The sequence below is a fragment of the Rhodanobacter sp. FW101-FHT13A11 genome (assembly GCF_058790335.1).
The window spans coordinates 180,852-205,338 of sequence record NZ_JBYTCN010000002.1 but is presented as its reverse complement, the minus strand read 5'-3'; the positions used below and the strand labels follow the sequence as shown (position 1 = coordinate 205,338).

The 24,487-nt window shown below is 60.9% G+C and carries 20 protein-coding genes and 1 pseudogene; 12 read left to right on the top strand and 9 right to left on the bottom strand.

The window, feature by feature from the left end; translation table 11 throughout:
- Positions 1–20: 20 nt before the first annotated feature.
- The 12 genes from AC3WRN_RS03485 to AC3WRN_RS03430 all read left to right on the top strand — a co-directional run bounded on the left by AC3WRN_RS03485 (position 21) and on the right by AC3WRN_RS03430 (position 13,688).
- Positions 21–1,757 (top strand): electron transfer flavoprotein-ubiquinone oxidoreductase, encoded by a 1,737-nt coding sequence (locus AC3WRN_RS03485; protein ID WP_492621906.1) that lies wholly within the window; start codon positions 21–23, stop codon positions 1,755–1,757.
- Positions 1,754–3,856, top strand: a complete 2,103-nt coding sequence (locus AC3WRN_RS03480; RefSeq protein WP_492621905.1) for a glycosyltransferase — start codon at positions 1,754–1,756, stop codon at positions 3,854–3,856. Before AC3WRN_RS03485 ends, AC3WRN_RS03480 begins: the two co-directional genes overlap by 4 nt.
- 407 nt (positions 3,857–4,263) lie before the next feature.
- The gene (locus AC3WRN_RS03475) at positions 4,264–4,551 is read left to right on the top strand and encodes a toxin-antitoxin system TumE family protein (RefSeq protein WP_492621904.1); all 288 of its coding nucleotides are present in this window, start codon (positions 4,264–4,266) and stop codon (positions 4,549–4,551) included.
- A complete protein-coding gene (locus AC3WRN_RS03470; protein WP_492621903.1) occupies positions 4,548–4,889 on the top strand; it encodes an HVO_A0114 family putative DNA-binding protein in 342 nt (113 codons plus the stop codon). Before AC3WRN_RS03475 ends, AC3WRN_RS03470 begins: the two co-directional genes overlap by 4 nt.
- A gap of 338 nt (positions 4,890–5,227) precedes the next feature.
- On the top strand, positions 5,228–7,288 hold the full coding sequence (locus AC3WRN_RS03465; protein ID WP_492621902.1) for a glycoside hydrolase family 99-like domain-containing protein: 2,061 nt from the start codon (positions 5,228–5,230) through the stop codon (positions 7,286–7,288).
- 119 nt (positions 7,289–7,407) lie between these two features.
- Positions 7,408–8,169, top strand: a complete 762-nt coding sequence (locus tag AC3WRN_RS03460; protein WP_492621901.1) for an electron transfer flavoprotein subunit beta/FixA family protein — start codon at positions 7,408–7,410, stop codon at positions 8,167–8,169.
- Between the two features lie 112 nt (positions 8,170–8,281).
- The gene (locus AC3WRN_RS03455; RefSeq protein WP_492621900.1) at positions 8,282–9,223 is read left to right on the top strand and encodes an electron transfer flavoprotein subunit alpha/FixB family protein; all 942 of its coding nucleotides are present in this window, start codon (positions 8,282–8,284) and stop codon (positions 9,221–9,223) included.
- A gap of 20 nt (positions 9,224–9,243) precedes the next feature.
- Positions 9,244–10,587 (top strand): phosphohexomutase domain-containing protein, encoded by a 1,344-nt coding sequence (locus AC3WRN_RS03450; protein ID WP_492621899.1) that lies wholly within the window; start codon positions 9,244–9,246, stop codon positions 10,585–10,587.
- A 159-nt stretch (positions 10,588–10,746) separates the two neighbouring features.
- On the top strand, positions 10,747–11,499 hold the full coding sequence (locus tag AC3WRN_RS03445) for an NAD-dependent epimerase/dehydratase family protein (RefSeq protein ID WP_492621898.1): 753 nt from the start codon (positions 10,747–10,749) through the stop codon (positions 11,497–11,499).
- On the top strand, positions 11,481–12,512 hold the full coding sequence (locus AC3WRN_RS03440) for a glycosyltransferase family 2 protein (protein WP_492621897.1): 1,032 nt from the start codon (positions 11,481–11,483) through the stop codon (positions 12,510–12,512). Before AC3WRN_RS03445 ends, AC3WRN_RS03440 begins: the two co-directional genes overlap by 19 nt.
- Positions 12,499–12,939, top strand: coding sequence for a GtrA family protein (locus AC3WRN_RS03435; protein ID WP_492621896.1), 441 nt, complete (start codon positions 12,499–12,501; stop codon positions 12,937–12,939). Before AC3WRN_RS03440 ends, AC3WRN_RS03435 begins: the two co-directional genes overlap by 14 nt.
- A 29-nt stretch (positions 12,940–12,968) precedes the next feature.
- Positions 12,969–13,688 (top strand): class I SAM-dependent methyltransferase, encoded by a 720-nt coding sequence (locus tag AC3WRN_RS03430; RefSeq protein WP_492621895.1) that lies wholly within the window; start codon positions 12,969–12,971, stop codon positions 13,686–13,688.
- 111 nt (positions 13,689–13,799) lie between these two features.
- On the opposite strand, the gene AC3WRN_RS03425 is transcribed toward AC3WRN_RS03430, so the two are convergent.
- The 9 genes and pseudogenes from AC3WRN_RS03425 to AC3WRN_RS03385 all read right to left on the bottom strand — a co-directional run.
- Positions 13,800–14,432 carry a class I SAM-dependent methyltransferase gene (locus tag AC3WRN_RS03425; RefSeq protein ID WP_492621894.1) on the bottom strand — a complete coding sequence of 211 codons (633 nt, stop codon included), beginning with the start codon at positions 14,430–14,432 and terminating at the stop codon, positions 13,800–13,802.
- 50 nt (positions 14,433–14,482) lie between these two features.
- Positions 14,483–14,689 (bottom strand): annotated as a pseudogene (locus AC3WRN_RS03420) (integrase core domain-containing protein); the annotation flags it as partial.
- A gap of 99 nt (positions 14,690–14,788) precedes the next feature.
- Positions 14,789–16,777, bottom strand: coding sequence for a hypothetical protein (locus AC3WRN_RS03415; protein WP_492621893.1), 1,989 nt, complete (start codon positions 16,775–16,777; stop codon positions 14,789–14,791).
- A gap of 206 nt (positions 16,778–16,983) precedes the next feature.
- Positions 16,984–17,556 carry a hypothetical protein gene (locus tag AC3WRN_RS03410; RefSeq protein ID WP_492621892.1) on the bottom strand — a complete coding sequence of 191 codons (573 nt, stop codon included), beginning with the start codon at positions 17,554–17,556 and terminating at the stop codon, positions 16,984–16,986.
- Positions 17,557–17,805: 249 nt separating this feature from the next.
- A complete protein-coding gene (locus tag AC3WRN_RS03405; protein WP_492621891.1) occupies positions 17,806–20,076 on the bottom strand; it encodes a glycosyltransferase in 2,271 nt (756 codons plus the stop codon).
- Between the two features lie 141 nt (positions 20,077–20,217).
- Positions 20,218–21,228, bottom strand: coding sequence for a glycosyltransferase family 4 protein (locus tag AC3WRN_RS03400; RefSeq protein ID WP_492621890.1), 1,011 nt, complete (start codon positions 21,226–21,228; stop codon positions 20,218–20,220).
- Positions 21,225–22,199, bottom strand: a complete 975-nt coding sequence (locus AC3WRN_RS03395; RefSeq protein WP_492621889.1) for a GDP-mannose 4,6-dehydratase — start codon at positions 22,197–22,199, stop codon at positions 21,225–21,227. The genes AC3WRN_RS03400 and AC3WRN_RS03395 overlap by 4 nt, the downstream gene beginning before the upstream one ends.
- Complete coding sequence (locus tag AC3WRN_RS03390; protein WP_492621888.1) at positions 22,196–23,110, bottom strand: GDP-mannose 4,6-dehydratase; 915 nt, start codon at positions 23,108–23,110, stop codon at positions 22,196–22,198. Before AC3WRN_RS03390 ends, AC3WRN_RS03395 begins: the two co-directional genes overlap by 4 nt.
- 38 nt (positions 23,111–23,148) lie before the next feature.
- A partial coding sequence (locus AC3WRN_RS03385; protein WP_492621887.1) for a class I SAM-dependent methyltransferase occupies positions 23,149–24,487 on the bottom strand: 1,339 nt, incomplete at its 5' end.

Sequence of the window (24,487 nt, the reverse complement as noted above, 5' to 3'; positions counted from 1 at the left end):
CCCGATTATCGCCGCGCCCGATGAATCGATTGCAAGCGGTAGCGCAGCACGCGTTGCCGCCCGCCGCCCGAAAACGGACAATGGCGATCCGGCCCATACTCACACGCACGGCAACCGCCCGCGCCTCCACCAGGGAATCCGCCATGAGCGAACGCGAAACCATGGAATACGACGTCGTCGTGGTCGGCGCCGGTCCGGCCGGCCTGTCGTTCGCGATCCGTCTGAAGCAGCTGAAGCCGGAAGTGAGCGTGTGCGTGATCGAGAAAGCCTCGACCGTCGGCGCGCAGATCCTCTCCGGCGCGGTGATCGAGCCGCAGCCGCTGGACGCGCTGCTGCCCGGCTGGCGCGCCAACCCGCCGCCGATCTGCGTGCCGGCCGGCGAGGACGAGTTCTGGCTGCTCAGCAAGACCGGCGGACGCAAGCTGCCGGTGGTGCCGCCGGGCATGCGCAACCACGGCAACTTCATCGTTTCGCTGGGCGCGATGTGCGCGTGGCTGGCGCCGCAGGCCGAGGCGCTGGGCGTGGACGTGTTCCCCGGCTTCGCCGCTGCCGACAACATCTACGACGAGGACGGTTCGGTCGCCGGCGTGCGCATCGGCGACATGGGCGTGGCGAAGGACGGCACGCACAAGAGCGGCTACACCCAGGGCATCGACATCAAGGCCAAGGTCACCGTGCTGGCTGAAGGCGCGCGCGGCAGCCTCACCAAGCAGCTGATCAAGCGCTATGCGCTGGACAAGGACAGCGATCCGCAGGGCTACTCGATCGGCATCAAGGAGCTGTGGCAGCTGCCGCCCGGCCGCGTCACCCCCGGCAAGATCGTGCACAGCTTCGGCTGGCCGGCCGATACGCATACCTACGGCGGCAGCTTCATGTACCACCTGGACCAGGACCGCATCGCGCTCGGCTACGTCAGCGGGCTCGACTACAGCGACCCGAAGTACCAGCCGTGGGAAGCGTTCCAGCAATGGAAGAACCACCCGATGAACCTGCCGCTGCTGGAAGGCGGCACCATCCTCTCCGCCGGCGCGCGCGCGATCGTCACCGGCGGCTGGCAGTCGCTGCCGAAATGCGAGATGCCCGGCGCGCTGCTGATCGGCGACACCGCCGGCCTGCTCAACGTGCCGAAGGTGAAAGGCACCCACCAGGCGATCCGCAGCGGCATGCTCGCCGCCGAACACCTGGTTGCGAACGCGCTGGACCCGGCCGGCTTCGACGCGAAGCTGCGCGGCTCGGACGCGATGGCCGAGCTGAAGAAGGTGCGCAACATCAAGCCCGCATTCAAGAAGGGCCTGTGGTTCGGCATGCTCAACGCCGCCTGGGAAACCGCCACCGGCGGGCTCTCGCCGTGGACGCTGAGGAACAAGCCCGACTGGTCCTCGCTGCACAAGCTCGGCCAGCAGGAGGAGCCGAAGCGCGACTACGTGCAGCGCACGCTGCCGCCGCGCGACCGCCTGGCTGGCGTCTACTTCGCCGCCACCGAGCACGACGAAGACCAGCCCGTGCACCTCAAGGTGGCCGACACCGACATCTGCGCCACCAAGTGCGTCGAGGAATACGACAACCCCTGCACCCGCTTCTGCCCCGCCAACGTCTACGAGATGGTCGCAGACGTCAGCGCGCCGCACGGCAAGCGCCTGCAGATCAATTCCGCCAACTGCGTGCACTGCAAGACCTGCGACATCAAGGACCCGTACGAAATCATCACCTGGGTCACGCCGGAAGGCGGCTCCGGGCCGAATTACCAGAACCTTTGAGTGGCAGGAGCAGTCCGCTGATCGGCAACCTGCACTGGCGACTCAAGCGCCTGGGCTACCTGTGGCAGCGCACGCGCGGCAGCCTCGCGCTGCGCGGCTGGCGCGGCACGCTGGCGCGCATGCGGCAGGAGTTCCAGTCGCGCCCCGAGCTGGACGAGGCCCTGGCGCTGCTGCCGCTGGACGAACCGTTCGCGCCATTCGCGCTGCCGCTCAGCGACCGGCCGCAGGTGTCGGTGATCATCCCGGTTCACGGCGAGCTCGCCCATACCCTCGCCTGCCTGCGCTCGCTGGTGCGGCATGGCGCGCAGGCGCCGTTCGAGGTGATCGTGGTGGACGATGCCTCGCCGGACGCCAGCGCCGCCACGCTGGCACAGGTCGGCGGCCTGCACCTGCTGCGCAATGCCGCCAACCTCGGCTTCATCGGCAGCTGCAACGCCGGCGCTGCCGCGGCCCGCGGCGAGTTCCTGCTGTTCCTCAACAACGACACCCAGGTCACGCCCGGCTGGCTGGACGCGCTGCTCAACTGCTTCGCCGAGCGCGCCGACTGCGGCATCGCCGGCAGCCGGCTGGTCTACCCGGACGGGCGCCTGCAGGAAGCCGGCGGCCTGGTGTTTGCCGACGGCAGCTGCTGGACCACCGGCCGCTTCGAACCGCGCGACGTGCCGCTGTTCCGCTGCCGCCGCGAGGTCGACTACGTCTCCGGCGCCTCGCTGCTGATCCGCCGCGAAGTGTTCCGGCGCGTCGGCGGCTTCGACGCACGCTACGCGCCGGCCTACTACGAGGATGCCGACCTGGCGTTCGCGGTGCGCCGGCTCGGCCTGCGCGTGTACTACGAACCGGCCAGCACGGTGATCCATTGCGAGGGCATCAGCGCCGGCACCGACCTCGACCGCGGCATGAAGCGCCACCAGCGGCCCAACCGGGCGAAGTTCGCCGCCAAATGGACGACCGAACTCGCCGCCCAGCCGCCCGCCGGCACGCCGCTCGAACGCGCGATCCGCTGGCGCCGGCGCGGCCGCGTGCTGGTGGTGGACGCGATGGCGCCGGAGCCTGCGCGCGACTCCGGCTCGCTGCGCCTGTGCGCGATCCTGCGCCTGCTCGACGAGCAGGGCTGGAGCACCGCCTTCCGGCCTGACGACGGCCGCGCCAGCCCGGCGGAGATCGACGCGCTCGGCGCACTGGGCTGCGAAGTGCTGTGCAAGCCGTGGGTGGCGGACCTGCCGCGCTGGCTGCGCGAGCACGGCAGCGAACTGCACGCGGTGATCCTGTGCCGTCACACCGTCGCCGGCCAGTACGCCGGGCTGGTGCGCCGGCATGCGCCGCAGGCGAAGCTGCTGTTCGACACGGTGGACCTGCACTTCCTGCGCGAACGGCGCGCCGCCGAACTCGGCGGCAGCACCCTCATGGCCCGCCAGGCCGAAGCCGCCCGCCGCAGCGAACTGGCGCTGATCGAACAGGCCGACGTCAGCTTCGTGGTCAGCCCGCACGAACAATCGCTGCTGGCGCGGCTGTTGCCGCAGGCACGGGTGGAACTGCTGTCCAACATCCACGACGTGCACGGCTGCCGGCACCCATACGCGGGGCGCCGCGACCTGGTCTTCATCGGGGGCTACGGCCACCCGCCGAACAGCGACGCGATCCGCTGGATCGCCGGCGAGATCCTGCCGAAGCTGCGCGAGGCGCTGCCCGACATCCGCGTGCACGTGCTCGGCGACATGCCGGACACGGCGCGACACGAGCTGGCCACGCCGGGTCTCGAATTCCACGGCCGCGTGGCCGAACTGGCGCCCTGGCTGGACCACTGCCTCGCCACGCTGGCGCCGCTGCGTTTCGGCGCCGGCGTGAAGGGCAAGATCAACATGTCGATGAGCCACGGCGTGCCGGTGATCGCTACCACCATCGCGGTGGAGGGCATGCGATTGACTGACGGCACGAACGTGCTGGTGGCCGACGACGCCAGCGCCTACGCCAACGCCGTCCAGCGGCTGCAGCACGACGAGACGGTCTGGCGGCAACTCTCCGAACATGGTCTGGACAACGTGCAACAGCACTTCTCCGCCACCGCCGCCGCGGCCACCCTGCATCGCGCGCTGGATTGACTGCGCGTACCGGCGAGGTTGATCAGCCGTACCGCTCCGCCATGATCAGTGTTCCGTTGGGGAACCTCGAATAACCCTGCTCCAAGCTCGTCATCCCAGCGAATGCTGGACAAGCGCGCAGCGCGCAGAACGCCTGCAAGGCGGCCCCGGAGGGGCGAGCGCAGCGAGTCATCCAGCGCCCCAAGCCATTGAAGCACGGGGGCACTGGATTCCAGCTTTCGCTGGAATGACGCTTCGTGGGAGGTTTTTCGAGGTTCCCTGAATTCCTGCCTTCGCAGGAATGACGGTGGTTATTCGAGGCTCCCGTTGGTGATCAGAACCGCGTGCGCTGGCCGATCCCATGATCTTGTCCGCTTCAGTGTTGGTGCATTTGACAACACCCTGTATGTGTTGGTATGTTCTCCAACATGAAAGCCAGACTGCTGCTCCGCGAGCGCCAAAGCCTGACGGAAACAGCGTTCATTGAGGCTGTCATTTGGCACGTGTCCAGGCCAGTGCCCGGCAGTGACCATGACTACAAGTACAGCTTGGTGCTGGTTGCTGAAGGTGTTTGCGTACTGCGATATGACAACGAAGCCGGCAAAGGCGACCACAAGCATGTTGCCGGTCACGAAGTAACCTATCGCTTCATCGACTTGTCCACGCTGCAAACCGATTTCTGGAACGACGTTGAAGCGTGGAGGGCAGAGCAATGAAAACAGTGACGCTCGGTGTTTCTTCAGTTGAGGCAACCAAGCGGCGAATGGCCGCCGCTTTTCAGGGCGAGGCGCAGGGCACGTTCATTTCGTTCACATCGATTGAACTGCTCTGGAAAGTGCTGACCGCCAAACGATGGGAAATCCTGCATGCCATGACAGGTCAAGGTGAGCTGGCGATCCGCGAGGTGGCCCGCCGTGTCGGCCGCGATGTCAAAGCTGTTCATGGCGATGTGACGGCCCTCATCCATGCTGGCGTACTTGAACGATCGGGCGATGGGGTATCGTTTCCCTACGACGCCGTGCATGTCGATTTCACTCTGCGCAAAGCAGCGTAGCCACACACGTTTTCTGACGATCCGGCCGGCAGCGCGGCGGGCGATCACGGTGCGTCGGAACTCTGATCATTTCTCACCAGTGGGAGTCTCGAATAACCTCCGTCGCCCCAGCGAAAGCTGGGGCCCAGTGCCCTCAAGCCATCGAAAAGCAAAGGCACTGGATGACTCGCTGCGCTCGCCCCTCCGGGGCCGCCTTGCAGGTGTTCTGCGCGCTGCGCGCTTGTCCTGCTTTCGCAGGAATGACGGGGAAAATGGGGTTATTCGAGGCTCACCAGCGCACGCGATTGACCACAGTCGTGCCAACCGCGATGCTCCGGCATCACCACTGATAGACCGCCATGCCCCTCCGCGACTTCGCCAAACGCTGTCTGTTCACCGTGCTGCGCACCGGCTTCCGGCTGACTCCGATGCCGGTTGCCACGCGCGACCGGCTGCGCCAGCGCTTTCTGGATCGACACGCGGATCTGCTGCCACGGGGGCCACGCGGGCAGCTCACCGCCTCGTTACAGGTCGAGCGCCGCCCGCGTACCCATGCCGCCGGGCGCGCGATCGGTTTCGTATCCCGGCGCAGCGGCGCGCTGCCGACGCCGCTGCCTGCCACCGTGGTGGCGTTTTACCTGCCGCAGTTCCACCCGATTCCGGAGAACGACGCGTGGTGGGGCGAGGGCTTCACCGAATGGCACAACGTGACGCGCGCGTTGCCGCAGTTCGAGGGCCACCAGCAGCCACGCCTGCCTAGCGAGCTGGGCTTCTACGACCTGCGCCTGGCCGACACGATGCGCCGGCAGATGCAGCTCGCGCGCGAGTATGGCATCGGCGCGTTCTGCAGCTACTTCTACTGGTTCGCCGGCAAGACCTTGCTGGAAACGCCACTGCAGCAATGGCTGGCTGACCCCACGCTCGACCTGCCGCTGTGCCTGTGCTGGGCCAACGAAAACTGGTCGCGGCGCTGGGACGGCCGCGCCGACGACATCCTGATCGGCCAGCGGCACAGCCCCACCGACGACCTCGCCTTCATCGAACACGTCTCACGCTACCTCGCCGACCCACGCTATCTGCGCGTGGACGGCAAGCCGCTGTTGCTGGTCTACCGCCCGGGGCTGTTGCCAGATCCGAAGGTGACCGCCGCGCGCTGGCGCGAATGGTGCCGCGCCAACGGCATCGGCGAGATCCATCTTGCCTACGTGCAGAGTTTCGACCGGGTCGACCCGCGCGCGATCGACTTCGACGCCGCGGTGGAATTCCCGCCGAACAACACCACGCCCGCGCCGATCACCGCGCGGCAGCACCTGCTCAACCCGGACTACCGCGGCGACGTGCACGACTGGCGCGAGCTGGCGCGGCAGTCGATGGCGCAGCCCGAGCCCGCCTATCCGCGCTACCCAGGCGTCAACCCGGGCTGGGACAACGAGCCACGGCGCAGCGGCGGCGGCCGCGTGTTCGCGCATGCCTCGCCGCGCGGCTACCGCGACTGGCTGCGGCACGCCATCGGTGCCGCGCAGCGGCGCTTTCCGGCACAGCCGCTGGTGTTCGTCAACGCCTGGAACGAATGGGCCGAAGGCGCCGTGCTGGAACCAGATACCAGGCTCGGCCACGCCTGGCTGGAGGCCACTCGCGCCGCGCTGCGGCCGGAACCGGCCGCCGATACGCGCCCCTGCGCGGTGATCCACGTCTGGTATCCCGAACTGCTGGACGAACTGGTGGCGGCGCTGCGCGCCAGCGGCATCGACTGGCGCGTCGTTATCACCACTGCCCACGAGCGTGAACAGGCCGTGCGCGAACGGGCGGCGCAGCTAGGCCTCGACGCCGAGATCGAAGTGTTCGAGAACCGCGGCCGCGACATCCTGCCATTCCTGCACGTGGCCAGCCGCCTGCTCGACGAAGGCGTGGCAACCGTGCTGAAACTTCATGGCAAGCGTTCCACCCATCGCCAGGACGGCGAGACCTGGCGCCGCGAACTGCTCGACAAGCTGCTCGCGCCCGAGCGCGCCTCGCGCATCGCGGCCGCCTTCCGCGACGACACCACACTGGGCCTGGTGCACGCCGAAGGCCACCTGCAACCACTGGATTACTACTGGGGCGCCAACCAGGCCAACGTCGACTACCTCACCCGCCGCCTCGGTATCCCGGCGCCCGACGTGGAGCGCGACAGCTTCATCGCCGGCAGCATGTTCTGGCTGCGCCCGGCCGCTCTGCGCGTACTGCTGGACGCCCACCTGGAAGTGGCGGAGTTCGAGGCCGAAGCGGGCCAGCTCGACGGTACCCTGGCCCACGCCATCGAACGCGTATTCAGCCTCACCGCCAGCGCCGGTGGCTTCAGCACGGCCAGCGTGGCTGGCCTGCTCGGCCTTGCCGAAACAGCGCTGGCGCCATACCCATACGCGCGACGCAGCGGTTGATCGTTTTTGCCGCGTCACGACGCCGCAGAGCTGCTCATTTCGTACGATTATTCGATGCCGGGTAGAATGGCGGTTCCGCGCCCCGGCCATGGGGCAGCCAACGAGACAGGAAATCGCAGATGAAAATTCTGGTCGGCTACAAGCGCGTCGTGGACTACAACGTGCGCATCCAGGTCAAACCGGACGGCACCGGCGTGGTCACCGACGGCGTCAAGTTGTCCGCCAACCCGTTCGACGACATCGCGCTGGAAGAGGCGTTGCGCCTGCGCGAGAAAGGCGTGGCCGAGGAAGTGGTGGTGGTCGGCATCGGGCCGGCCGATCTCACCGCGCACCTGCGCAATGGCCTGGCGATGGGTGCGAACCGCGCCATCCACGTGGTCACCAGCGATGCCGTGCAGCCGCTGACCGCTGCCCGCGTGTTCCTCAAGCTGGTCGAGAAGGAGCAGCCCGGGCTGGTGATCCTGGGCAAGCAGGCGATCGACGACGACGCCAACCAGACCGGCCAGATGCTCGCCGCGCTGTGGGACCGCCCACAGGCCACGTTCGCCAGCAAGGTCGACATCACACTGGATAACGGCGGCGCCGGCAAGGCCACGGTGACCCGCGAGGTGGATGCCGGCCTGGAAGTGATCGAGGCGGAACTGCCCGCGGTGATCACCACCGACCTGCGCCTCAACGAGCCGCGCTTCATCAAGCTGCCCGACATCATGAAGGCGAAGTCCAAGCCGATCGACACGATCGAGTTCGGTTCGCTCGGTGTCGAGGCGCACGACCAGCTGAAGACCACGCACTATGCCGCGCCGGCCAAGCGCAGCAAGGGCGTGATGGTGAAGGACGCCGCCGAGCTGGTCGCCGCGCTGAAACAGAAAGGCCTGCTGTAACCCCATTCCTGTATGTAGGAGCCCGCTTGCGGGCGATGCTCTTTCTTTCGAGACCCAGAGCAGGAGCATCGCCCGCAAGCGGGCTCCTACAACAAAAGCTTCGGAGACACACATGAGCAAGATCCTGGTCATCGCCGAACACCTCGGCGGCAAACTCAACTCCTCCACCGCGCGCGCCGTGAGCGCCGCCATCGCGGTGAAAGGCGAAGCGATCGACGTACTGGTGCTGGCCGACAGCGTCGACGCGATTGCCTCCGAAGCGGCGAAGATCGACGGCGTGAGCCGCGTGCTCACCGTCGCCCGCCCCGAGAACGCTCATCCACTGGCCGCCATCCTGGCGCCGCAGATCGCCAAGGCCGCTGCCGGCTACAGCCATGTATTCGTGCCCTCCACCACGTTCGGCAAGGACGTCGCCCCCCGCGTCGCCGCCCTGCTCGGCGTTGCCCAGGTCAGCGACGTGATGAGCGTCGAGGCTGCTCACACGTTCAAGCGCCCGATCTACGCCGGCAACGCGATCATCACCGTCGAGGCCGACTCCGCCCATACCGTGGTCGCCACGATCCGCTCGGCCTCGTGGCCGGCCGCCGCCACTGGCGCCAGCAGCGCACCGGTCGAGGCGCTGGCCGTCGACGCCGCGCTGCCCACGCATACCCGCTTCGTCGAGCTGAAGCAGGGCAGCAGCGATCGCCCCGACCTGCAGAGCGCCAGCAAGGTCGTTTCCGGCGGCCGAGGCGTCGGCTCGAAGGAGAACTTCGACATCATCTTCAAATTCGCCGACAGGATCGGCGCCGCCGTCGGCGCCTCGCGCGCCGCGGTCGACGCCGGCTATGTGCCCAGCGACCTGCAGGTCGGCCAGACCGGCAAGATCATCGCCCCCGAGCTGTACATGGCCATCGGCATCTCCGGCGCCATCCAGCATCTCACCGGCATCAAGGACGCTGGTACCATCGTGGCGATCAACAAGGATGGCGAGGCGCCGATCTTCGAGATTGCGGACTTCGGGCTGGTGGGAGATCTGTTCAAGATCATTCCGGAACTGGAACAGGCACTCTGACGCATCGCCAAGGAGGCGGCATGAAACTGAATTGCTTCAAAGCCTATGACATCCGCGGTCGGGTGCCTGATGAATTGAACGAGGACCTGGCCCGTCGCATTGGCAACGCTACGGCTCAACTGCTCGGACCAGGTCCGGTGGTGCTCGGGCGTGACGTACGCTTGAGCAGTCCAGCGTTGCAGGACGCATTGACCGCCGGCATCAACGCTGCCGGGCGCGATGTCATCGATATAGGACTGTGCGGCACCGAGGAAGTCTACTTTCAGACCCACCATCTGGGAGCCGCAGGCGGCATCATGGTTACCGCCAGTCACAATCCCATGGATTACAACGGCCTCAAGCTGGTACGTGAAGGATCGCGCCCCATCAGCGGCGATACCGGGCTATTCACCATCCGTGACAGTGTGACTGAGGGCATCTATTTCCAAGCCCTATCACCCGGAGGAGTGACTAAAGCCTACGCAAAGACCGCCTATATCCAACACCTGCTCAGTTACGTCGATCGTACCGCGCTCAAACCACTCAAGATCGTGACCAACGCCGGCAATGGCGGAGCCGGCATGGTGATCGACGAGCTTGCACCACATCTACCCTTCGATTTCGTCCGCGTGCAGCATGAACCCGATGGGCGTTTCCCGAACGGCATTCCTAATCCCCTCTTGCCGGAGAATCGCAGCGCGACCGCGGAAGCCGTGCGCGCACACGGTGCCGACTTCGGCATCGCCTGGGACGGTGACTTCGATCGCTGCTTCTTCTTCGACGCGGACGGCCGCTTCATCGAAGGCTACTATCTGGTCGGGCTGCTGGCCAAGGCACTCCTGGCCAAACACCCGGGTGGCAAGGTGATCCACGATCCACGGCTGACCTGGAACACCATCGAAATGGTGAAGCAGGCCGGCGGCGTGCCGGTGCAGAGCAAGACGGGCCACGCCTTCATCAAGGAACGCATGCGCGCGGAGGATGCGATCTACGGTGGCGAGATGAGCGCGCATCATTACTTCCGCGACTTCGCCTATTGCGACTCCGGCATGATTCCATGGCTGTTGACCGCCGAACTGGTGTCGCAAACCGGCTGGTCGCTGGCGGAAATGGTGGGGGAACAGATGAACGCATTTCCCTGCAGCGGGGAAATCAATTTCCGCGTATCTGACCCTCGACAGGCCACGGAGCGTGTCATGTCACGATATGCCGCCCTCAACCCATCGCTAGATTTCACCGACGGCGTAAGTGCCGAGTTTCCCGAGTGGCGATTCAACCTCCGCAGCTCCAATACCGAACCGCTGCTGCGCCTCAATGTCGAATCACGCGACAATGCCGGGCTAATGCGCGAGAAGACGGCAGAAATCTCGTCCCTGCTGGCATGAGATCGACACGCGACCCGCAACAGCCAATCACCAGGATCCATCGGAACGCACGATGCCACCGAACCGAACCGCCACGCTACGCATGGATGACCGTTCCACCCGTCAGAATCGTCCGGCGACAATGGCCATGAACGACAGCGCCTCGTGGAGATTCCATCTATGATCGTCGGCAAGGGACTTCTGGCATGCGCCTTCGAGCCGCATTTCAGGGAGAGCTCCGACGTGATCGTCTTCGCGTCCGGGGTGTCCAACTCCCTAGAAACGCGCCCCGGCGAATTCGCGCGCGAAGCGGCGCTGCTCCGCCAGCGGCTGGTCAGCGAGGCCAAGCGATTCATCTATTTCAGCAGCTGCGGCGTCGCCGCCGCCGAGTCTGAACTCACCCCCTATATGCGGCACAAGCGATCTATGGAGTCGCTGGTGCTTTCCGCGCCGCACGGACTGGTGCTCCGTCTGCCGCAGGTGGTGGGCAGTACGGAAAACCATCACACCCTGACCAATTTCCTGCGGGACCATATCGTATCCGGCGAGCATTTCACGGTCTGGGCACATGCCGAGCGCAACCTGATCGATATCGACGACATCGTCAAAATCGGTGTCAGGCTGGCCGAGGAGCTGCCCACCGAAGCAACCGTCGTTTCCATCGCCGCAGCCCGATCGCTGCTGATGCCCGAGATAGTCGGGATATTCGAACGCGTGCTGGGTAACACCGCGAATTGCTCATACGTCGAAAAAGGTACGCCCATGGCCATCGACACCGCCGTGGCCGAAAGTCTAAGCGCCCGGCTGGGCATCGACCTGGGTGACGGCTACATCGAGCGTGTCATCGCCAAGTACTATGCCGCCGACCGGTGCCGTGACATCAACGAGACCCCACTTACCGTGGCAAGCAGTGCATGGACGACTTCGAAATGAACGACGATATGCCTAACCAGATCGAGACTGCTTTCGCCCTGGATGTTTCCATTGTAGTGCCGGTGTACGGTGGCAGCGCCGCCTTGCCTGAATTGTGCAGCCGTCTCCATGCGGCCATGCGCACGGCCGGACTCGATTACGAGGTGATCCTGGTCGACGATCGCGGCCAGACCGAAGCCTGGAGCGTCATCAGCACGGTCGCCGCCCGGCATCCACAAGTACGCGGTCTGCGCTTGGGCCGTAACTTTGGCCAGCACGCGGCTACCATTTGCGGCATCTCATATGCGCGTGGAAAGTGGATCGTCACGATGGACGACGACCTTGAGCATCCACCCGAATCCGTTCCCGCCCTGCTCGCTGCTGGCGACGATGACCACCCGCTGGTCTACGGCGTCTTCGAGAAGCGTACCCACGCCGCCTATCGCAACCTGAGTTCGAAGCTGATGCGACGCATGCTCAAGCGCGCATTCCCCGATCTCAATGAGGACTATTCCTCGTTCCGCGCCATCCACGCGCCACTGGCCAGGCAGCTCGACCGCTTCGGCCTCAACCGCCCCTACATTGACGGCATGCTGTCCTGGCTGACCTCGTCGACGTGTAGCGTCGGCGTGCCGCATGAGCAACGTCAGCATGGAGAAAGCACCTACACCATACGCAAGCTGCTCTCGCATGCGGCCAACATCTTCGTCACCTTCTCCTACCTGCCGCTACGCATCGCCACGTTCGGCGGCGCCGCGCTGGCCAGTCTGAGTTTTCTCTACCTGCTCTACGTGGTCTATGGCAGGCTGAGCGGCAACATCACCAATCCGGGTTACGCTTCGCTCATGTCCGTGGTGCTGTTTGCCTGCGGCATCCAACTGCTGATACTCGGCGTGGTCGGTGAATACGTGGGCCGGCTGATGGGCGCGACGTTCCGGCGGCCGGTGTATTTGGTGGACTGCGAGACGAAGCGCCCGAAAGCGAATCCATCGAACTCGATCAACCCCGATACTTCATCCAATGTTCTCCGTTGAAATGCCCCGCCTCTCCCTGAAAATGATCTTTACCGATCTTCGTCGACCATCCATGAATCATGCATGGGCAGGCGAGATGCTGCGCTTCCTGATCGGGGGAGGATTGAATGTCGTCGTTGGCTATGGCGGCTACCTGATCCTGCTGCACTGGTTCCGCTACGAGGTGGCTTACGCGATCGCATATACGGTCGGCATCATCGTGTCGTATGTATTCAACACGCTCTACGTGTTTCGGCAATCCATGCGCTGGCGCTCCGCGTTGCGGTATCCATTGGTGTATCTGCTGCAGTTCCTGCTCGGCCTGGTTCTGCTCAAGATCCTGGTCGAGGTGATGCATATGCCGCAGCGATTCGCGCCACTCGCTGTCGCCGTGGTCACGATACCAGCGACATTCCTGGCATCACGAACCATCATTCGCACGAATTGAGCGATGCTCAATACCTTGGGGGCATCACCATGAATAAATCAGTCAAGCCCGAGTTCGATCAGTACGCCGAGGAATACACAGATCTTCATCGGGCCAGCATACGGGTCAGCGGTGAGGATCCTGCATTTTTCGCGGCATACAAGGCCAGATACATGGCCAATTGGCTCGGGGACGATGCTTGCACGAAATCGCTTTCAATCCTCGATTTCGGTTGCGGTGTCGGCAACACCATTACGCATCTTCGCCAAGCGTTTCCTGCGGCGTCGCTGCACGGTGCCGACCTATCTGGTGAAAGTGTCCGGCTTGCCACCGAATCCCATGCTCACGAGGCCAGCTTCCGCACCATTGAAAACGCTCGCCTCCCCCACGAAGACGCGAGCTTCGACATCATCATCGCTGCCTGTGTTTTTCATCACATACCCCTGGCTGAGCGCCCCCACTGGATGAGCGAGATCAGACGGGTGCTGAAACCGGGCGGCCACGTTTTCGTCTTCGAGCACAACATGCTCAATCCGCTAACCTTGAAGACGGTGCGGGATTGCTCCTTCGATGAAGACGCGATCCTGCTGCCGCGCTCGGAATTGCTCGGCTTAGTGCGACACGCGGCATTCGACGATGCCTGCTGCCGGTACATCGTGTTCTTTCCGCACCTACTAGGCTTCCTGCGCCCGTTGGAGCCGGCCATGGGCTGGATACCCTTGGGTGCACAGTATGTGATCCACGGCGTTGCCGGTCAGGCTCGCGGCTAACAAACGCCGCGCGCACATGCCACAAACGATTCATCCACGGTGACCACGAACGCCAGCGTGTTCGCCAATGTCCGCGAGTCGCGTACTGTGCGGCGCGCGAAGTACGGCAGGCTAACGCCTCGCCTCAATGACGATCAACGTATAGGGAATGCGCAGAAGCCCCGTCAGAATGTAGCTTTCCGATTTCTCGAACACTTGGGCGACCAGTGCTTTCCATTCCGGCTCAGTACGCACGTTCTTCCCACGATCCTGCTTGAGCACCCAGCGAGCCATCGGGGCCTGACTGACCAGGAAGCAAGCCTCCAGGCAGACCAGCCTGCCATCGGGCGCCAGTGATGCGCGCGCAAGCTTCAGCGCGGTCAGGGCTGCATCGTCGTCGAGATGGTGCAACAACCCATTGATGATCACCAGATCGGCCCCCTGCATCTGCGCAGGAAGGTGGTCGACATAATCCTCGGCCACCCCTACCAAGAACATCTTGTCCGGATCGCCTTCGAATTTCGCACGCGCACTCGAAATGTACTCGTCGCTGATATCAAAACCGACATACTTCACGCCCGCTGGGAGCATATGCACGATGCTGCCGGGACCACAACCGATATCCACGACCTTCTGGCCTGCCCGGGCCTGCCAGAAACGCTCACTAACCCATCTCCGCGCCTTCGTGGCGCCGACAAGGTCCTGAAAAAGATTGTAGGCCCAGGAAAACGTGAAAATGCGCTTGATGCCATGATCGTCCTGCACGGGAATTCCTCCTGCAATATGAATGACCGTCTCCCAACTCTTGAACTGAGCTATGGCTGGGAAATCGGCGTGTTTTGGGGTGCCCAAAACGCCTCGGTGAACCATGCTGGCGCTGTGTCGACGAGAGACGAATGGGACGGATGATTGTAGTCGCTTCTCCTGCTCTCGATTCTCCGGCGGGCATTGCGTCGATGCGACAGAAACCAGTGCGCATTGAGGCGCCCCTCACGAAACGAGCCGCTGAAGGATTCGATGAACTGATTGTCCGTAAGCCTATCGAGGGCGCGAGAAGTCGATCGTTACGTCACGCTCGTTAGCTTCGGATCAAACTACGAAAAAACCACTTCTGACATCAGCTAATTCGCAGAAGAATTACCCCCACTAGTACGGTCGCAATGCCAGGCGACCAATTCTTGCATAAGGCAAATGCGATACCCGGCGACTGCTGGATCAGACAAAGGTGGCAAGCTTACATTGATACGTTCCGAACTCGCAGGATCGATCGGCAATGGGAAGTCGACTCGTCCTAAATCCTGAGCGACCACTCGTCCCTCGCTGTCGATACCCTGGAGTCCAAGACGTAATGGCATGCCGCCAGAAGTAGCTAGAACTCGCGTACCTGTATTCGTCGCTTCTACCCAAGACTTGCAAGGATCCGTTGATTTGCAAGCCGGAAAATCAGTCTGTGAGAGCCGAACCATCAATTGCTCGGGCGGAATTGCCACATCTGCCTCTACCCCGATTCCCAGCACCAGCTTGGTAATATCGCGGTCGTAAACCCACGCCTCGAACGGTCCAGATCTAAATTTATGCGCCGGCACTCCGAGTTGGCCTTCTACAGCTGCCCATGTCGCAAGCTTTACCTCTTCATCCGACAAGACCACTGCCTGTCTATTGCCGGCCTTGCCATAAAAAATCTTTCTCGGCAAGTGGTGTGCAAACGGGTGAATTGCGTTATCTACACCGATCGGATAAGCATCCACTTCTCCGGACGATAGAACAGTCAGGACATGCGAGTGCCAATAGGTGGTGAGAACGGTCCCCACGCCATGATCCCTTAGAGAGCTGATCAAGGCCATTCGTTCGGCGAAACTCTGTCGATCAGGGCTCCATACAGGCCGCCATGCAGCAATGGTCGCGACCGCGACAAACGACATCGCGAGGAGCAATACGGTAGCACCCGTAGGATGCTGATCTCCCAGGCGGTCGGCTAAAATCGCAATAATACACACGGACCCATAAATCGCGAACGTAGCGTATCGGATATCCACCATGCCGTGAAAAAGGGACTCCGCGACAACCAGCGCTCCAAAGCTAATACCAAAGCTCGCCAAAACAATCCAAGACAAGGTAACTAACGCAATACCGTGCCGCCGAGGGGTACACACCACCCACAACGGTGCAAGAAGCAATGCCCCAGCAATCATCCATGCGAGACTCTGTAACAACCGAAGCATCGGGCTCAGCGACGACCATGCCTCGCCAACCAAAAAGTAGTTGAACCACGCGCTCGGCAACGAGATGAGATGAAGCCACATATCGCTTCTTGAGGCAACACCGACGCGAGCAGCCGCGTTGTAATTGAAAGTACTGGGCAGCAGCCAATACAAATACAACATCGCACCAGCAACAGCACCCAAGATGACACTAAAAATGACTGGGTTGCCCAAACTTCTTATGCGATCGCGAAGAGTGGATGCTGGCGATATGAGCATGGATGCAAACCAACCGACCACTAGTGGAGCGATAACGGTGACCCCACCCCGTGTCGAGTTACTTGCGCAAACCAAGCCTGCTGCGGCGGCGGCCAATATCATTAGGCTAACTTTGCCTTTCGGCGACAAGGGTGCGTTTTGGCGTGAAATCAGACAAAATAGACCCAGTGCCAGCCCGGTATACACGGAGTAGGCGCCCTGACCGACGACGAACTCAAAATTCAGGGCCGACAAGCAACCGGCGGCAAGTACGGTCGCGACAATTGCAGCACGTCTGCGTTCCGGCGCAATGACTCGGCATGAGCCATATACCATCAGCAGCAGATACAGGTATGCAATCCAATCTGATAAAGCATTCGAAAAATAGCTTAGACCCAACCAAGGGAAGCTGATGATCGAGAACACTTGAGGCCCAACAAAAAGAAGATCACCATTCGCGTAGATCCAATTGTGGGGTATCAACCGCCCCTCATCGAATGCAAGTCGCGCGAGAACCGTTTTGATCGCACCATCGCTGTGGAAGCTAAAACGATATTCCCCGAATAGAGTGAGACTCACAAAGAGAAAGGCGGCTCCCAGGCAAAGCCACTGCAACAGATATTCGAAATACTTCTTCTCAGCAGGAGGCATGGACACTTCCAGAAAGATCGTCAAAACATATAGTGGACATGTGTACCCAGCGTGCTACGTCAGTGCTTGGCGCGAAATGGCAGAATTGGTGAGTGAAAGCAAGCCGCTTCAAGCAGATGGAACGACCCTTTAATTTTACGACAGCCGAGCCCAGCGGTTCTGCGACCTCTCTGGATCCACCAAGCTGAAGGTACGCGATTCAATCATTACTGACTGAGCAGCGCCTTACCACTGGCGTCGCATATCTCGCCTTGCGCCTTGGTGCCACAGGCGTTGAACGGCCCTACCACAAGTGGTTTAGTTCCCCATTTATCAAACCAACCCACATTTTCTTGCACCGGCAGGATCTGTGCGCTGTAGCCTAACGTTTTATCCGCCGGCAAGTTGATGCTAACCAAAGAGTTATTTTTTGATGCTATAGGGCTAGGCAAGGCTGCGCGTGCAAGATCATTGTTTATCACCTTGCCACTGGCATCTATCAAATGCGCGCCAAGATTGATTGGATTAATTCCCTTGGTCTCCAGTAATGCAGAGCCCTCGTTACTGAGATCGACTGTTACGACTATAAACTTACCATCTGCCGAGATGACTGGAGCGCCATGTAAGGCCACTTGGGCCCTGAGTTGATTGGTGGAAGCGGCTGCATTCACGCCTTGACTGACTGACCCAGGATTGGTGGCCGCGGGTTCCACATGCTGATCTTGCGATGAACTACAGGCTGAAAGTGTAATTGATGCGAACACAGCTATGCTCAGAGATAAAATCGTGGTAATGCGCATAACAAGTCTCCCTAGCCGGTGAAAAGAAATTGGTTAAGAGTATGCAGTCCAGCCTTGCCGATTACCTCGCTCAGATCTGTTCAAACCATCGACAGTATCCAAACGCTGGAGCTGCTATTGGCGCTTTATATGGACTCTTTCGGCCTTGCAAGATAGTCCGAATATGCTTGGCGCGCCGAGGCCATGATGAAGCCTTATCGATTCAGCTATTCTCGATGAATAGAACCAGCCGCGTATCCGTTTTCATCATTAAGTATAACCTACCCTTGCGGTAATGTGACCCAAGGTTTCCTGATTGGCGATCGCTAGCATTGTTCGTGCAGCAGCCGAGTATGAATTTTCCTTTGCCCATGCGACAGCGCGGCGGGCCAGCTCCCGAGCAACGGATGGATCGCAAAGTATCCTGTCGAGAGCTTCCGCATATGCCTCTGGATTATGCTTGGAGGCGATAGATACCAAATGAGCTGCCGAACGAAAGATTGCCGACGGCGAGGCGACAATCGGGCACCCGGCCGCCAACGCCAGATTGATAGCCCCGCTGGCGCCCTCTTCGGATGGTTCATACGGCATCAATACCACGTTAACCGTTTGCAAATGTTCGAGCACCTCCTCGACCGACAGGAATCGCGTGTCGATCTCAATCGCATCCCTGACGCCCAATCTTTCCGCCTCTTCCATGCATTCCTGCAAATGGCACCGGGACTCGTCTCCATTATAAAACGCGTGCCAGCCTCGATAACGCAGCTCAGGATGAGTGCGGCGGAGTATCGCAAGAGTTTTTATGGCAATCAGCAGGCCCTTGTATGGGCGCAAGAATCCAAAACCGCCGATGACCGGAGCGCCTCCATTGACAGATGATGCACGGCCATTTCGTATGGTCGTGTTTCGCAGAGGGTGCGGCAGCACACGGATATTATCGACATTCGACTTGTTGATTCCGTCCTTTTCGTCAATGTGATGAACTACCAACAACGCCCCGATAGCGCAGAGGCGGTTTCGATGCTCTGCAGATACTTTTCGTGCATCATGCATTTCTACAATCACACGTATACCCAGAGAGAGGACAGTTTTGATGGTCGCTTCGACCTCAAAAAAGGGAATGAAGCCGGTGTGATGCTGAATGATCAGCAGATCCGGGTGCATCAGGTTCAACACAGACACCAATTTTTCCTGATCGACGCCACTATCACGCCAATGAAGGCTATCCCAACGCCATATCCGCGACACCGCGTGATGGAGATCGCGTTCGAACCCGAGCGGTTGATGCTCTATCAGATTATTGCCTAATACGACTACATCAGCGCCCACTTCCGCAAAAGCTTCAACCAGGGAAACCGAATGCTCGCCAATGCCACACGTCACATTCCATGTACTCATCAACGCTACACGCGGCGCAGGCTTTTCAGCTGCCCGATATCGACCGAGCGCATTGGTTAACAAAACACCAAGCTCTTTAGATATCCGTTTCCAGCTGAAACAGCGACGTACGGTTTCCCGAACCGCTTCGCGCAGCCCTAAATTGGCGGTAACCGTTGCCAACAGCTCGCGGCAACGAGCTGGGAAGGTTTCCAGCGACTCAACGAAGATTCCCGCAGGAGCCGACACACGGGTACCAATTCCACGCGCTCCGATTTCAGTCGTGAGTACGGGGAGACCTGCGGCCATATAATCAAACATCTTTATATTGGTGCCAGAGCCTGCGTTCATGGGATTGAGGGCCAGATCCGCGGCCAGAAGCAATTCATCTCGGCGAATATCGTCGACACCACCGGTGATCACGAGATTATCTGCTGCAGGTTCATCGCGGAGTATCTCTCCTACTCCTCCTGCCACCACAAACAGAGCCTCAGGGCATGCTGGAGCAAGCTGCCGCGCGATGAACTTCGCCGCATCGGTATTTGGCCCGTAATGGCTACCCAAGAAGATGGCGATCGGACGGTCCTGCGGAAGGCCCAGACGCCCTCTCAATGCAGTGCGCGGGACAACCGCTGGCTCAGGAAGCCGTTCGACAAAGGTGCCGTTGGGCACAATGCGGAGTTTGACCGGATCAGTATCGAAGATCCGCTGGAACAGGGAGACATCTTCCTCGGAGCAAGCAAGGACGAGGTCGGAGCGTGAGAGGATCGCTTGCTCGGCAAGCGCGACTTGTTTCAGCAACCCTTTTGCTTCGGATAGATCTCCCAGCAACTCGGTCCTGAGAAGCGTCTCAACATTCTGGGAGTCGTGAACCACCAGCTGACCGGAGCGCAACGAATCTCTGAGTGGCGGGAAACACCAGGGATGGGTGAAAACTACAACATCGGCTTCGGCAATATGCTCGCGTGCGACCCTCAGGAATTCGGGAGACAGGGTTGCCTGCTCTGCGAATGCCGTATCGATCACCGTGCGGCCACCAACCTGTTGTGACAGCGCTGCCGCTGCCTTGTGGTGCGCGGCAGATAACGGAACCAAGATTTCACGCAGCCCAGTTGTAATCTGCTGGTCGCGATACGCTTCGCCAGGCCAGTCGTAACTGCCCACGTAGGTACACTCGATATTCGAACCCAACGCATGATAGAGACCGAGCAGTCGCAGGCGCCCTCCCCCTACTGCAGGCGTTATCGGCTGCATATCTATGACTGTTACGCGCACTGGTATCCCTTCCTTCATCTCGTCATCTCTTCAAGTATTTATCAACCGGGCGACGACCGTTGCCCAAGATTGTTCATGCACCCATTCACGACCCGTGCGACCAAAAGCGGCAGTGCGCTCGCGATCATTCCAGAGTAAATCGATGTGCTTGCCGATGCTCGTCGGGGCGGGCGCACAGACAAAGCCCGACTTGCCATGCCGAACGATCGCGGCAGCCTCACCCGAATCCGTGCAGGTAATCACCGGCTTGCCACTGGCAAAGGCTTCCAGGGTCACGTAGCCGTAATCCTCGCGCTCGGGAGTGAATGGAACGGCGAAGGCCCCGGCGTAGAGCTCCACAAGCTCGGCATCCGAAACACGGCCACGGAATTCAATGCGCGAATCCCCGGCAGCCAAGGCGCGCAAATCAGCTTCGGCCTCCCCGGTACCCGTGATCACCAGACGCAACGGCGCAGTGACATGGCGCATGGCACTGATCACCAGATCGACTCGCTTCCAGGGGTGCAGGCGCCCCGGCAACAACAGATAATCCCCCGAAGGCCCGGAATGGAAGGTGTTACTCCACATTGGCGGATGCAGAACACTCGCGTCCAGACCATTCCATTCACGCAATCGACGCGAAACCTCACTGCCTATCGTGAAGACTGCACGGCATCGCGGAGCTGCCAGTGCGAGGTTGTCCATTCGATGGATCAGCTGCTGCTGCGCCCGCAATTCTTCACCTGCGTCGGGGAATACGGTGTCGTACATGTCGTAAAACACCCGGATGGTGTGCACCAGATAGCACACATGCCGCGGATGCCTGACCAACCAGGTCGGTGCCTTGGTGGAAATCACCAAATCGAACGCGGACAAGTCAAGGTCGTAACAAGCCAGGTAATTCTGCGTGATGTGATCAAACGTCGACTCATCGGCCGTCACCGACACTTCCTGAGCATCGTGCCCCGCTTGGCGAAATGCACCAACCAGGGCATCGTAGAAGCGTTCTGCACCTCCAGCCTCCCCCGCTGCGGAGCGCACTGTAACGACGGCAACTTTCACGCCGCTGACCCGATACGTCGCATATCTTCATCGACCATCATAGTGATCAGCTGCTCCAGCGACGTCTTGGGCACCCAGCCAAGCTTTACCTTGGCCTTTGCCGGATTGCCCAGCAACACGTCAACCTCGGCCGGGCGGAAAAACTGCGGATCGATGACTACGTGATCCTCGTAGTTCATGCCGAGATGGCGGAAGGCAATCTGGCACATCTCGCGAACGGTCGTGGTGACACCCGTGGCCACAACGTAATCGTCAGCTTCGGCTTGCTGCATCATCAACCACATGGCCTCGACGTAATCGCCGGCGAAACCCCAATCACGCTTGGCGTCGATATTGCCCAAACGCAATTCCTTCTGCCGGCCGCGCTTTATCGAAGCTGCAGCATGGCTCACCTTGCGGGTAACAAACTCGATACCGCGCAATGGCGACTCGTGATTGAACAATATGCCACTGGAGGCATGCAGACCGTAACTTTCGCGGTAGTTTACCGTGGCCCAATGCGCCATGAGCTTGGCTACACCATACGGGCTGCGCGGATAAAACGGGGTGGTTTCGTCCTGCCTGTCGGCTTGGATCAGGCCGAACATCTCACTGGTGGAAGCTTGGTAAAAGTGGGACTTGGGACTGACGATGCGGATCGCTTCCAGCACATTGATGGCGCCGACGCCACTGACCTGCGCGGTCAGTACGGGCTGCTGCCAGGAGGTTCCAACGAAACTCTGGGCGGCGAGGTTATAAACCTCATCCGCTTTCGATACCTCCAACGCGCGGGCCAATGAAGATAGATCCAGCAGGTCGCCTTCGATATACGTTACGTCTGACTCGACACCGACCTCGCGCAGACGCCAGCGCATATCCGATCCACGGCGTGCGACCAAGCCAAATACCTGATAACCCTTCCCAAGCAGCAGTTTCGCGAGGTATGCCCCGTCCTGCCCCGTGATTCCTGTGATTAGTGCGCTTTTGCTCATGGTTTTTCGTTCATCCTGGAATATTCAAGTATTTGCACGAGTGAGGTTTCAAGTGAAATTTGTGGTTTCCAACCGGTATCTCGTTGTAGCCGCTCACAACTGGCCACCATGCGACGCTGTTCGGCTGGCCGAAACCGGCTGCGGTCTGCCTCGATGACCGGCTCCACACCAGCCAACTCACATAACTGGCGCAGGATGGTTCGTACCACAACCTCGCGGCCAGAACAGACATTGTAAGTCAAACCAGATCGCCCCTCGGTCAGGAGCGAGGCATAGGCACGCACAACATCCCGCACATCCGAAAAGTCGCGGCTCACGTCAAGATCACCGACGACCAGGCGCGCCTCCTGCTCGCCGGCAGCAATGCGGCAGATTTGGCGGGCGAAGCCCGGCACGACAAATCTGCTGTCCTGCGCTGGTCCAATATGGTTGAAAGGTCTTGCGACCACCACATCCATCTTCTCGCTGAGATGCCATTGCCTGCAGAGGATCTCGGCAGACAACTTGCTCACTGCGTAAGGATTTCGCGGCTCTGGTGTATGCAATTCCGAAACCGGCAGTGCATCTTCGGGCACGACTCCATATACATCACCCGAGCTGACATAAAGCAGCCGTCCCGTGAAAGCCGTATCGCGCAACGCGCAAAGCAGGTTGAGGGTGCCCAGGAAATTGACATCGAACGTCTCGCGCGGGTTCACGAAGGAATCCGGAACGAAGCTACGCGCCGCGAGATGGATCACCCAGTCCGGCTTCGCTGACGCGATGGATGCCCTGAGGCCATCTGCATCACGGATATCCATTCCATGGGGCATCGAGTGCAGTTCGCATTCGCCGAATGCTCCATCGGCCACCATCTGTGCCAGGTGGTGGCCCACGAATCCTCCCATTCCCGTGACGTAAAGCCTGTGCATCTAATTTGCCCCCCAGCTAATCCTGCTTTTCGCACTGATCATGGCTTCCTCGCAATGACTGCGTAGTCAGGCGCCGCCGTGAACCATTCAATCATCTGGTTGATTTGTGCGGCACCAGGTACATCCTCGGAAACACGCTGGATGTCAGGCACACCACGATGCTCCGAGAGTCGCTCGACGACCGGCTGTGCGAACCCTCGCTGCTGGACAACCCATTGCAGCAGAGCCGGTGGAATCGGATTCCGGTGGGTCGGATCAAGATAGAACCAGCAAGAACCGACGGTGATGTTCTCCGGATTGGGTGTCTCAAGTATCAGCACACCGCCTGGCCGCAGGACCCGGATGGCCTCGTCCAGCAACCGGATGAGAACGTTATACGGGAGATGCTCCACCAGATGCATGGAAGTGATGGCGGCCAGCGAATCGTCCGCGAGTCCACGCAGATACTCCACAGCATCGGCTTCGACAACGTCAAAGCCACGCGCCAGCGAATCTTCAAGCATGACATTGTTGAGATCGACGCCACGGCAGGCATAACCCTGCTCGGTCAGGAGTTCAAGCCATTCGCCGCGCCCGCAGCCAAGGTCCAGCACGATCCCATCAGCGTGTTCAACACCCGCCGAGGCCAGCGTCTCAAGATAGCGCACAGCGCGCGTCTTGATGTCTTCCCGCTCTCCCCGAAATTCGTCTTCGAAGGAAACGTATTGCGCGTTGAGAACCTGGTCCCCTGCAAACAAGTGATCAGGAATCGCGCGCTCACCCGACTCGGGCACTGGTCTGGCGGTTGTATCGAGAAACGCCATCAGCCTGCGTTGAACGTCAAGAAGGCTGCGGTGATTTTCATAGACACTATCGCTCACACGAGCAGTCGCCGAGCCATTCTCATTCAACTTCTGGAGCATGTCGTGATCTTGCTGTTCACGCTCCGCTATGTGCGCACGAAGCTCGTCGGCCAAACCGGCCGTGACCGAGCCTTGCTCGCCCAACCGATGGAGTATGTCGTGATCGCGTTGTTCACGCTCCGCCTTGTGTGCGCGAAACTCGTCGACCAAGCTGGCCGTGACCGAGCCTTGCTCACCCAACCGCCGGAGCATGTCGTCATCGCGTAGCTCACGCTCCGCCTTGTGCGCGCGAAACTCGTCGGCCAAGCTGGCCGTGATCGAGCCTTGCTCACCCAGCTGCCGGAGCATGTCGCCATCGTGCAGCTCACGCTCCGCCTTGTGCGCGCGAAACTCGTCGGCCAAGCTGGCCGTGATCGAGCCTTGCTCACCCAGCTGCCGGAGCATGTCGCCATCGTGCAGCTCACGCTCCGCCTTGTGCGCGCGAAACTCGTCGGCCAAGCTGGCCGTGATCGAGCCTTGCTCACCCAGCTGCCGA